This window comes from Bacillus sp. 05T31 (assembly GCF_056396725.1).
The window spans coordinates 1-12,177 of record NZ_JBFTMA010000075.1; the positions used below are offsets into that span (position 1 = coordinate 1).

At 35.7% G+C, this 12,177-nt stretch carries 9 protein-coding genes and 2 pseudogenes; 5 read left to right on the forward strand and 6 right to left on the reverse strand.

The window, feature by feature from the left end; all coding sequences use genetic code 11:
• Positions 1-126 (forward strand): annotated as a pseudogene (locus AC1DJR_RS07460) (nucleotidyltransferase domain-containing protein); the annotation flags it as partial.
• A 134-nt stretch (positions 127-260) separates the two neighbouring features.
• Here the strand turns inward: AC1DJR_RS07460 and AC1DJR_RS07465 are convergent.
• Together AC1DJR_RS07465 and AC1DJR_RS07470 are read right to left on the reverse strand one after the other, a co-directional pair.
• On the reverse strand, positions 261-1,562 hold the full coding sequence (locus AC1DJR_RS07465) for an MFS transporter (protein WP_477002309.1): 1,302 nt from the start codon (positions 1,560-1,562) through the stop codon (positions 261-263).
• Between the two features lie 142 nt (positions 1,563-1,704).
• Positions 1,705-3,231: an FAD-dependent oxidoreductase gene (locus AC1DJR_RS07470; protein ID WP_477002310.1), complete on the reverse strand. Its 1,527-nt coding sequence runs from the start codon at positions 3,229-3,231 to the stop codon at positions 1,705-1,707.
• 579 nt (positions 3,232-3,810) lie between these two features.
• On the opposite strand from AC1DJR_RS07470, the gene desB reads away from it, so the two are divergent.
• On the forward strand, positions 3,811-4,896 hold the full coding sequence (desB, locus tag AC1DJR_RS07475) for a Delta(10) desaturase DesB (RefSeq protein WP_002091268.1): 1,086 nt from the start codon (positions 3,811-3,813) through the stop codon (positions 4,894-4,896).
• Between the two features lie 50 nt (positions 4,897-4,946).
• On the opposite strand, the gene AC1DJR_RS07480 is transcribed toward desB, so the two are convergent.
• From AC1DJR_RS07480 to AC1DJR_RS07490, 3 genes are all read right to left on the reverse strand, one after another.
• Positions 4,947-5,639: an amino acid ABC transporter permease gene (locus AC1DJR_RS07480; protein WP_477002311.1), complete on the reverse strand. Its 693-nt coding sequence runs from the start codon at positions 5,637-5,639 to the stop codon at positions 4,947-4,949.
• A 93-nt stretch (positions 5,640-5,732) separates the two neighbouring features.
• Complete coding sequence (locus AC1DJR_RS07485) at positions 5,733-6,527, reverse strand: ABC transporter substrate-binding protein (RefSeq protein WP_429686994.1); 795 nt, start codon at positions 6,525-6,527, stop codon at positions 5,733-5,735.
• Between the two features lie 121 nt (positions 6,528-6,648).
• Positions 6,649-7,371, reverse strand: a complete 723-nt coding sequence (locus tag AC1DJR_RS07490; RefSeq protein WP_002029539.1) for an amino acid ABC transporter ATP-binding protein — start codon at positions 7,369-7,371, stop codon at positions 6,649-6,651.
• 375 nt (positions 7,372-7,746) lie between these two features.
• On the opposite strand from AC1DJR_RS07490, the pseudogene AC1DJR_RS07495 reads away from it, so the two are divergent.
• Positions 7,747-7,932 (forward strand): annotated as a pseudogene (locus tag AC1DJR_RS07495) (HAMP domain-containing protein); the annotation flags it as partial.
• A gap of 15 nt (positions 7,933-7,947) precedes the next feature.
• On the forward strand, positions 7,948-8,874 hold the full coding sequence (locus AC1DJR_RS07500) for a methyl-accepting chemotaxis protein (RefSeq protein WP_477002314.1): 927 nt from the start codon (positions 7,948-7,950) through the stop codon (positions 8,872-8,874).
• A 30-nt stretch (positions 8,875-8,904) separates the two neighbouring features.
• Here AC1DJR_RS07500 and AC1DJR_RS07505 read toward each other — a convergent pair whose 3' ends face one another.
• Entirely contained in the window at positions 8,905-10,239 is a 1,335-nt protein-coding gene (locus tag AC1DJR_RS07505) for an FAD-binding oxidoreductase (protein ID WP_477002312.1), read from the reverse strand.
• A gap of 279 nt (positions 10,240-10,518) precedes the next feature.
• Here AC1DJR_RS07505 and AC1DJR_RS07510 point away from each other — a divergent pair, with 279 nt between their 5' ends.
• Complete coding sequence (locus tag AC1DJR_RS07510) at positions 10,519-12,051, forward strand: glycoside hydrolase family 13 protein (RefSeq protein ID WP_477002313.1); 1,533 nt, start codon at positions 10,519-10,521, stop codon at positions 12,049-12,051.
• Positions 12,052-12,177 lie beyond the last annotated feature (126 nt).

The following is a 12,177-nucleotide window of genomic DNA, read 5'->3' on the forward strand; positions in this document are numbered from 1 at the left end:
GAACAAATTGATTATTATGAGCAATACGTGAAAGGGATTGAAAAGGGATTAGGGATTGATATTGAGAGTTTGAATACATTATTTCGAAATATGTTGTTTGAAGTATATGAAAAAGAGCACAAGTGAGTTTGTGCTCTTTTTTATCCCGCATTAACGGGCAGTAAGACTCCCACCTCAAGATTCGGCTGGAGCGAAGAAGTTAGGTGGGAGGTCAACGGCCCGTAAACGCCCGATTGGTGAGGGCTGATTAAAGTTTCACTTTATTTTGTAGGAATAAAGAAAACAGATATAGCTGCGATAAGACCTGCAAAGGAGAATAAGTAAAAATTCCACGCCAAGTCATATTGCATTGTCATAATAATACCGACAAGAATAGGGCCAGCAATCGCACCAACTCGGCCAAGTCCAAGTCCCCAGCCTAAGGAGGTAGCTCGTAYATGTGATGGGAAGTATTGTGTTACATAAGCATTTAATATTTGAGTAATACCGACTGATCCAATTCCAGCAAGACCAATTAAAAGATAAATGATTGTAACAGATGGTTTAATTGTTAATAGTCCAATACATATGGCTGCCATAAGATAGGAGATACTAATAACAATTTTTGCTCCTATACGATCGGCAATCGCCCCAGCAAATAATGCACCGATAGCTGCAGTAATATTTAGTATAAGTAGAAATGATAAACTAGATCCAAGAGGGTATCCTGCCTGGCGCATCATCTGTGGTAGCCAAGTATTTAAACCGTATATTAAAAACATTCCCATTATATAAGTGAGCCAAAAAAGTAGTGTTGCTTTTATGTAATCTTTTGAGAATAACGTAAGAAATCCATTTTTCTTTTGTATATTAGATTGTGTTTCAGGAATTTCATCTTTTACATGGAGTTCAATTTGAAAGCGATTAAGAATTTTATTCACTTCTTCTTGTCGATTTCGCGATAATAAAAATTGAATGGACTCAGGTAAATAACGAATAATGAAAGGAATGAGGAGTAGCGGAATCATTCCGATGCCAAACATAATTCTCCATCCGAAATCTTCTAGCATAAACATGGATAAAATAGCGCCTAACACGATACCTAAAGGATAGCCGGTAAACATAAGAGCATAAATAAAAGATTGCCGTTTTTTTGGTGAATATTCAACAGTAAGTGCTGAAGCCGTTGGGATAACACCGCCTAATCCGATTCCTCCGATGAATCGAGATAACCCAAATAATTCAGGAGAAGGAGCAATTGCAGCTAAGCCCATTGTGATAGAAAAAAGGGCTAAACAGCATATAAGTGTCCATTTTCGTCCAATTAGATCTGTAATGGTTCCAACTAGAATAGCACCAATAAACATCCCAAATAAAGCATAGCTGGCAATTGTTCCAGCGTGGGCTGGTGATAGTGCCCAGCTGTTGTCTTCTAGGAGCTTTGGCAGAACGGCGCCGTAAATGCCTAAATCATATCCGTCAGCTAGAATGGCTAGCCAACAAATAAAAACAACAAGTTTTGTAATAGAACTTGAAAAGATAGTTTCTGTAGATTCTAGATGAGGTGGAGCAGAAGGTTGCATAGTATTCACTCCTTTTATTTGTAGATGAATATATTATTTTATTTAATGTTAATATTTCCCTGCGTATGTCGAAATTTATATGAAAAGGTGTCATGAAAAATAAAAAAGTTCAACAGGATTCCCGTTGAACTTTTTTGTTTTTTTATTCGTTATCAACTCGCTTTAATGGTTGATCTGCTGGACCTTCCATAACATYCCCATCAATTGAAAAACGGGAACCGTGACAAGGGCAATCCCAAGTACAATCACCGYTATTCCATKCAACTTCACAGCCGAGGTGTGTRCAAGTTGTATCGACGATATGTAATTTTCCTTCTTTATCTTTATAAGCACCTGCTCGTTTACCGTTGACATGTACAACAGAACCCTCGCCAACTTCAAGATTTTCTGGCTTACGTAATGCGGTTTCAATTTTTCCTTCAATTAAGTGTTTAGCAACATCAATGTTCTGAGAGAGGAAAGTTTTTATATCCGGATTTGCATGAAAGCGTGATGGTGCAAACAGTTCTTTATATGGACTGTGGACTTTTAGAATGGAGTCCTTCAGTAAATGAGCTGCTGCAGTTCCAGTCGTCATTCCCCATTTACGATATCCAGTTGCCACAAATATATTTGGATTCCTTTCGTTAATATGTCCGATATAAGGAAGCTTATCTAGCGTGATTAAATCTTGCGCTGACCATCTATAAGGAATTTCATCTACTCCAAAAGTAGATTCAGCAAAGGAATWTAGTGCATCATAATGAAGCATMGTATTAATTCCTTGGCCTGTTTTATGGCTCTCTCCGCCAATCAATATCAACTTTTCTCCATTGCTTGTCGTATAACGTATGGAGCGTTTTGGATCATCGATACTTAAATACATGCCCCCTGGATAATCCGTTTTTGCTTTTATTGCGAGGGCATAGGAGCGTTCTGCGTACATTCGCGTAAAGAAAAAGCTATTAGCATCATAAAAAGGAAAATGTGAACAAGAGACAATATATTTACAAGTGATGCGATGGTCACCCTTTGTAATAACTTGTGGATAATCTCCTTTTTCCACATCAAAAGCTGTTGTTTGCTCATAAACCTTTCCGCCCATCTCCACAAACTTTTCTAAAAGTACTTTTAAATAAAGGAGGGGATGGAATTGCGCTTGATTTTTCATCACAAGTGCAGATTGTACGGGAATAGGAATCGACAGGGATTGAACATAGTCRCAAGGAATATTTAATTTTTGATAGGCTTCATATTCTTTYGTTAAATTTCGCAGGCCATTATTGGTAGTTGTATATAAATACGAATCTTCATTTGTGAAATTACAGTCGATTTTATATGTTTGTACAGTCTCGTTTATGAATTGTAGAGCTTTACTATTTGATTCGTAGTAAAGCCTGGCTTTTTCAACACCAAAATTGTTTATTAATTCATCATAAATAAGATCATGTTGAGCTGTTACTTTTGCGGTTGTATGCCCAGTTGTTCCATTTAAAACAGAACCAGAATCAATTAAAACGACTTTCATTCCTTCTTTAGCGAGTAAATAGGCGGTGGTAATGCCTGTAATACCAGCTCCGATAACAGCAACTTCTGTCTTTATATTTTCGGATAAATGAGGAAAAGTAGGTAATTGAGTAGATTCAATCCAATAGGATGATGGTAACTGCGGAAATGTGTCATCTGTCATTTTGAAAACCTCCTAAATTAGAACAATTTTCCTTTTAATATTTCCATATTATATGGAATTCATGTATGTTGTTTTCGTAGCGTTCTATTTTTACTAAACGAAAGAAAAAATATTTTAATATAATTATTTTATTGGGGCAGTATGAAGAAGTAGGATTTATATAAAGATAAATTCAAGTGATTCCATTTGTTGATTACATAGAGAGTTCTTGAATAAGATAGAGTCTATGTTGTTTAAGTGGATATGTATATATAGCTGATAAAGCCTTATGAAATCTATGCTTTTTCTTTAGTGAAATAAAGTATAATTATAAAAATATAACCAACTTTTATTACTAGGTCATAAAAGTTGTTGACAATATAGAAATTCTATTGTTATGATTCATCATGTGGAAAGGTTGATAGAGAGTAAAGAGAGAAATGTTTTTCATTGATAATAAAAGCGAAAATTAAGTGACGATAGAGTGAGTATATTTTCCTTATGATAAATGCTTTTTGGATCACGTAGTAAAATCAATCTGGAAGCAAGAATTGATATATGCAAGTTGCGCGGGGCGCGGCATAAGAAAGGGGCAAAAGGATGAAGGAGCTTCATACGTTTGGGTGGTATGCAGCACGTGTAGCACCACATTTGCCGAAAAAAGCATTTAAACCAGTTCCTAATCGATTATTTGGTGGACTGGCTTATTTACTTGTGGCATTGGCTGGTTTAATAACGATCGGTGTATTTGAATTGAATGTGTGGGCAAATCTAGGAATTGCAATTGTTCTTGGATTATGTTTTGCTTCACTTGGATTTTTAGGACATGAAATTTTACATGGAACAGTTGTAAGAAAGGCATGGCTTCGTGATTTTTTAGGTGCGATAGCATTTATGCCATTATCAACTGGCCCAAAACTTTGGAGAAAGTGGCATAATGCAACGCATCATGTTCACACACAGCATGAAGAGAATGATCCAGATGCATGGCCGACATTTGAGAAACTGAAAAAGAGTAAGTTTTTGAGTTGGGTATATCGCATGCCTCTTCATGTACGTTCATTCTTTAGTTTCCTGTCACTAACAATTCAATTTACGTTACATTCGACTCGAATGTTCTTTCATTTTATAAAAGAATTTAAGTCATCCAATCAAAAATCTGTATGGCTTCAACTTCTTTTGCCCTGGACAGTTTGGATTAGTTTATTGTTTATTATGGGACCTACAAAGTGGTTCTTTGCATACGTGATTCCGTTGTTAATTGCTAACTTTATTGTAATGGCGTATATCGCAACAAATCACCGCTTAAATCCTATTGTTCCAGTAAATGATCCTTTAGCAAACTGTTTATCAGTAACAGTACCGCGCTGGGTAGACGTTTTACATTTCAATTTCTCATACCATACAGAACATCATCTGTTTCCTGCTATGAGTTCTAAATACTATCCATTAGTAAAAGATAAAATTAAAGAAATGTGGCCGGAACGCTATCACGAAATGCCGATGACAAAAGCTTTGGCAGCACTTTGGAATACACCACGTGTGTATTATCACGGAAGTGAATTAGTTGATCCGCATAGGGAGCATTTCTATGGTTCTTTAGGAAATGGATTGGATCCTCATAATATTTCATATCGTGAGGAACATATAGAGGAAAAAGAGACTATAAAAAAAGTAAATCAATAATAGAYATATYTTACGATGAAAAAGCAAGCTCTCTTAGAGCTTGCTTTTTGTTATAAAGAGACTTCTTTCTTGTTCTTCGTCTTGACCTGGACAGAGTTATTTTCTTTTCGTTGAAGTCGTTTTTCTAAAAGATTAACAAAATAAGTAAATAGAAGAACAAGTACGAGGTAATATAAACCAACAATTATGTATGTATCTAATTGTTGGAAGTTACTTGCAGCAATTGATAAACCTGATCCCCATAATTCGGACAATCCTACGTAAGCAACAAGAGAAGAATCTTTTAATCCAATAATAAATTGGTTCCCTAGAGGGGGAAGAGACAGACGAAATGCTTGTGGTAATATAATTCGGCGCATAGCTAAAGGGTAAGGCATACCTAAAGAGCGAGCAGCTTCCAATTGTCCACGGTCAACGGACTGAATGGATCCGCGGAAAATTTCAGTAATATATGCACCGTTATGGATTGCTAAAGCAATTGCTCCTGCCCAAAAAGGAGTGAAGACAATAATCGATGTAATACCGAAATAGAGAATGGCAATTTGAACAATTAAAGGTGTACCACGAATAATGGCGATATATACATGAGCAATACTATTTAAAAYCTTATTGTTAGAGATTCGAAARAAAGCGAMTAGTAATCCAATTAGTGAACCRAGTAATAGGGATGTTARTGTTAATTGTAATGTGACAATAGTAGCCTTTAAGAGTGTGGGATAAGTAGACATAAAAATTTCAAACATATGTGTCACCTCATATTGTATGGATTTTAGTAGGGAATGAAATACCCCACATAAAAAGTGGGGCATAATGTATGAAACATTTGACTAGCTAATTTACTTCGTTTTTTCCTCTTCACCGAGAATATTACGCCCAAACCATTTTTTACTGATCTTTTCATACGTACCATCTTTAATGATTTCATCTAAAGCTTTATTTACTTTCTCAACCGTTTCTTTATCATCTTTACGAATAGCAATTCCCATTTCATCAAGATTTAATGGTTTTCCAGCTTCTTTTATATTTGATTTACCTTCTTTRATCATACGTAAACCGACCATTTGATCAGTGATTACTGCATCAATACGTCCAGGCTCTAAGTCCATAAGTGCAGTAATATCGCTATCATATTCTGTGATTTGATCTGTATGTTTTGCAACAAGGTCTTTAAAGGTACTAGCTTTTACAACACCAATTTTCTTACCTTTCAAATCTTCTGGAGAAGAGATAGATGTATTCTTTTTAGCCACAAAAATTTGGGCACCAGAACGATAATAAGGATTGGAGAAACTAACAGCTTTTAAGCGTTCTTCTGTAATTGCCATACTGCCCAATATAGCATCATATTTTTTCGATTGTAGACCTTGAATTAGCGTTTCCCATGGATTTGTAATAGGAGTGGGTTTCATATTCATTTTTTTCGCAAGTGCCTCACCAATTTCCACATCAAAACCGGCAAGCTTTCCGTCATTTTCTTTATAGTTAAAAGGTTTATATAAGCCACTCATCGCATAACGAAATTCTTTTTCACCATTTGAAGAAGTAGTAGCACTTTCCTTACTACAGGCTCCTAGTATGAAGGATGTACATAATGTAATACTCGCAACAATGGTTAATAGTTTTCTTTTCATAAAACCCCTCCTATATATTGATCATACGGATGGTTTTAAGTATGTTACTGAGATATTTTATTTGGACAATTAGTTGTGCACCGTATGGATGTATTTCTTTTCATTTGAAACAGAAGTTACATTATAAAACGTTACGTAAAAATTGTTTTGCTCGTTCATGTGATGGAGCTGAAAAGAATTGTGCTGGCGGAGCGTCCTCTACAATCTTTCCGTCATCCATAAATATGACGCGATCAGCTACATCTCTTGCGAAATTCATTTCATGAGTAACAATAATCATGGTCATTCCTTCTTCAGCAAGTTCTTTCATAACTTGCAATACTTCTCCAACAAGTTCAGGGTCTAAGGCTGAGGTAGGTTCATCAAATAGCATAATTTTAGGATTCATAGCAAGAGCTCGTGCAATCGCAACGCGTTGTTTTTGACCACCTGAAAGTAGGTGAGGAGTTACATCCGCCTTATCTTGTAGGCCGACTTTTTGTAGGAGTTGATTCCCAACATCCTTCGCGTCTGCTGTCTCCAATTTTTTTACGTGAATAGGTGCTTCTATGATGTTTTCTAGTGAGGTCATATGAGGAAAGAGGTTAAAGTGTTGAAAAACCATACCGACATTTTCACGGACTTTGTTTAAATTTGAATGCTTTGGATCAATTCGTTCACCTTGTAAGTGAATTTCACCTTCATCGTACATTTCTAAAAAGTTAAGACAGCGAAGTAATGTACTTTTACCGGAACCACTGGCACCAATTAAAACAACAACTTCTTTTTCTTTTACTTCTAAATCAATTCCTTTTAAAACATCAAGCGAGCCGAATGATTTTACTAGATTTCGAACCTGAATCATACAAAACCCCCAGTCAAAAATATATTTTACAAATGTTTCCCCTTATTTCTGTTATTAGTCATAAATTGTCAGAATCCTTTATTTTTTTGACGGAATTTGATATTCAAGGGAATTATGATTTTTAAAATCTCTATATCTTTCTATAACGAAAATATGGATAATAATATATAGGTAGCACTTATATTGCTTATAAGAAGGGGGAAAGAAGAGATGGAAAAAGAAAGGAAGACATTTTCCTTTGGCTTACGTACACAACTTATGCTATTCACTACAGTTTTAGCTTTAATTACATATTCAACAAGTTTATTTTTTATTTACGTTATATATGATTATTTTCAAAGGTATGTAAGTCAAACTGTTTATAATATTATCGTTATGTTATTAGGTGTAGTATGGTCTGGAATTTTAGCGTATGGGGCAGCAATMTTTTTAATTAAACCACTTCGAAARTTGGAAGARGCWGCAAGGAARGCGGCYGATGGYGATATTCGTGAAGATGTCCCGTTRCCAAAARYRGATGATGAGATTAAATCTTTAAGTGTTGCATTTAATATGATGCTCGAGAACTTAAGAGGTATGGTAAAAAATATTGATACTACATTTTCGTATACAAATAATCAAGTTCAGCAAATTAGAAGACAAACAGGGGAAGCGACAAAGCAAGCACGCGGTGTGTCTGAAACTCTTGCAGAGATTTCTTCTGGCGCCGAGCAATCAGCAGCTTCCATTCAGGCGATTGTTTCAACTGTCGATACAACAACCTCTATTGCGAGTGAAGTAGAAGAAAAAGCAAAAAAGTCCGACGAATTGTCTTTAGAAATGGTTCAAGCTTTAGGACAAAGTACACGTGTCTTTACTTCTTTAATTCAAGGCATTCAAACATTGGCAAAAGAGAATGAAGATTCGATGCAAAATGTACAGAAGTTAGAAGAACGAATGAAACAAGTAGAACATATTGTTTCTGTTGTGAGTGAGATTGCTAGTCAAACGAATTTATTAGCATTAAATGCTTCTATTGAGGCAGCTCGTGCTGGAGAGCATGGAAGGGGCTTTGCAGTTGTAGCTGAAGAAGTACGTAAACTTGCTGATGAAAGCGATCATTCCGCAAGAAATATATCGCAGTTATTACGAAATATGCAAGAGGAAGTGCAACAAGTCGCATTGAAAATGACGGAGCAAGTGAAAACAGCTAAAGAAGAGGCRAAACGWGGRGMAGCTACYGAATTAATTTTAAAAGAAATGTCATCGAGTATTATGGAAGTTGCCGATGCAAYTAAGCAAATTAGTAGCTATATGAACGAACAAGTGAGTCACATTCATCAAACAGGAGCACAGACAAAGGCTGTAGCAGCAATTGCTGAGGAAACATCAGCTGGTTCACAAGAAGTGGCATGTGTGACGTTGCAACAATCTAAAAATATGGTAGTAATCGATCAATTATTAAAGGATTTAGAGAAGCAAGCAGCGGACTTGAAACAAACCATTGAACGATTTTCAATGTAAAAAGGAAGAACAGAATTTTGTTCTTCCTTTTTACGTATGGAAAGGAGGAATGCTTTGTTGAAAACGAAAAACATTACAGGAGTCATATGCTGTCTTCACTTTACGCAACCTTTGAAAATTAGAGCCATAATAACTAGTTTGCCAATTTTTTATGTCGATATCGGGCCAATTGACATAGTCTCCYAGTGTGTAAGGATCTAAGCTTTCCCGTAAATCTTTAACCCAGCGTATATTTCGATTTTCTTCATCGTTGCATTTCCAAGAAGTAATATATTCTTGAGCAATAATTGCCTTGCGGTGGAAATAAGCTGTTTCATTAGGCGAAATGTTTTCTACAGCACCTAYGAGYGATTGGTGCCAAATACTTGCATCTTTATTTGGTGCATGAGAAAGAAAATATTGCATGATTTGAATGCCTTTAAGAGGGATAGGTTTATATACATAGGAACCAGAGCGTTTGAAGTTTTCAGGAATATTGCCGCTATTAAAGAATTGAACAGCCTTTATATACGGGACTTCATCTATAAAGAGAGAAGGATTACCAGTTTCAAGAAGAGGAGATAATAGAKGATAGAGTTCAGAAGGAGAGCCGACAAATTCACCTTTCACCTCGATTTTATTTCGTTGTTTAGAGAATAATTCAATTGATGAAGTGAGACGTTCATCTATATAAGGTGCCCAGTTTTGCCAAGCTTGAAATGCAGCAATAAAGTCTTTCCATTCCCATGTAAGTGAGAAAATTGATACGTTTTTAATAGGGTGGACTCGAAAGGTTAAGGAAGTAATAATCCCGAAATTTCCACCGCCACCGCCACGGCATGCCCAAAATAGGTTAGGGTTTTCTTGTTCATTTGCACGAATGATTTTTGCACCAAATTTCCCGCACGCTTGTACCATTTCGACTTCTACTAATTGATCACATGTTAGTCCAAATAAGCGTGAAAGCATGCCAATGCCACCGCCGAGTGTTAACCCCACAATTCCGACACTTGCACTTGTGCCAGCTGGTATTGTAACACCATATTTCCAAAGTTCTTTATACACAGTGCCAAGATTTGCACCCGCTTCAATTGTTGCTGTTAATTTTCCTGTACTAACCGTAATTTGCTTCATTTCACTCACATCAATAATAAGCCCGCCATTTAAAAGAGAGAAATTTTCGTAGCTATGTCGTCCACTTCTTAAGCGAAATGGTATATGACGCTCACATCCCCATTTTAAGGCGTTACACACATCATTTTTATTTTGACAAAAAACAATAATACAAGGAAATTTTGGAATGCTTAAATTTAAATTTATTCGGGCTATGTCATACCCAGGATCCGAGGGAACGACGATACGACCAGTTAATTTTGTTTGTTTCAATTTATATCTCCTTTCTGAAATAATATGAGCTTGTATTAGTATATGAAGAGTGTATTTAACACGCATGGACGAGAAGAAGAGAAGGATTAGATTTATCCCGTTATTTGCGAGCAGTAAGACAATCCGGCTGAAGTAAAGAAGATAGGGCAGCTCGTAAAAGCTCGATTGATAAGGGCTAATAATCAGCGGAGAATGGACACCTCCTTAACGATTAAAGTTTCACTTTATCTTTGTGAGAAATAAATAAGGCATAAGAATAAGGAAACTACATAGAGTTCAATGAAAACAGTTGCAAACTATTCATATTTTGTTATGATAGTGTTACGAAAACGTTTGCATAAAAAATCCGATGGGATGCAAAAGGAGAGAATTAGTATGAATAAGACATGGTGGAAAGAAGCWGTYGCTTATCAAATTTATCCACGTAGCTTTATGGATTCAAATGGTGATGGTATTGGAGATTTACAGGGGATTATTGCAAAGCTGGATTATTTAAAAGATTTAGGTATAGATGTAATTTGGATTTGTCCAATGTATAAATCACCTAATGACGATAATGGTTATGATATTAGTGACTATCAAGATATTATGGATGAATTTGGTACGATGGAAGATTTTGATATGCTACTAGATGAAGTTCATAAGCGTGACATGAAGCTTATTATTGATTTAGTTATTAATCATACAAGTGATGAACATCCATGGTTTATTGAATCAAGTTCTTCTAAAGACAATCCGAAGCGTGATTGGTATATTTGGCAGGATGGTAAAGACGGCGCGGAACCAAACAATTGGGAAAGTATCTTTAATGGTTCTGCATGGGAATATGATGAAGTGACAGAGCAATATTATTTACATTTATTCTCGCGTAAACAACCAGATTTGAACTGGGAGAATAAAGAAGTTCGTGAAGTTTTATATGATACTGTTAATTGGTGGCTTGATAAAGGGATTGATGGTTTCCGCGTCGATGCGATTAGTCATATAAAAAAAGAAGATGGTCTGAAGGATATGCCAAACCCAAAAGGGTTAAAGTATGTGCCTTCTTTTGACAAACATATGAATGTAAATGGTATTCAGCCAGAAAATAAGGGATGGAATGCTTTATATATTGAAAATCATGATAAGCCACGTATTGTGTCTACTTGGGGAAATGATAAAGAATATTGGCGTGAAAGTGCAACGGCTTTAGGAGCGATGTATTTCTTTATGCACGGCACACCGTTTATTTATCAAGGACAAGAAATTGGTATGACAAATGTTCAGTTCCCAAATATTGAAGATTACGATGATGTAGCAATTAAAAATTTATATCGTGAGAAAATTGCAGAGGGCGTATCACATCAAGATATGATGGAAATTATATGGGCTTCTTGCCGCGATAATTCACGTACACCTATGCAGTGGAACGATGAAATGAATGCTGGCTTCACAACAAGTACACCTTGGTTTAGCATGAATCCAAATTACAAAGAAATTAATGTTGAAAAGCAAAAAAATGAAGAAAAGTCTATTTTCAATTTCTATAAGAAAATGATTGCCTTGAAARAAGAGCACGATGTACTGAACTACGGTACGTACGATTTACTTTTAGAAGACGATCCACAAATTTATGCATATACACGTACGYTACAGGATGAAAAAGTCATTGTAATTAGTAATATCTCAAAAGAGGAAGCTGTGTATAATGMGAGTTTATTCGCATTAGAACGCAAACGTTTGCTTTTAAATAACTATRAAGTTGCGGAACATGAACAAATAACTACAATCACGTTRAAACCTTATGAAACAAGGGTTTATCGCATTTTATAATGAAAARGGATGCTCCTTGAGCATCTTTTTTTATGAAAAAAAATAAATTTCTATTGCAATGTGAAAACGCTTTTATTAAAATAGATTTATGAAAACGGTTGCGTAAAGAGAAAAAGAAACATAAGG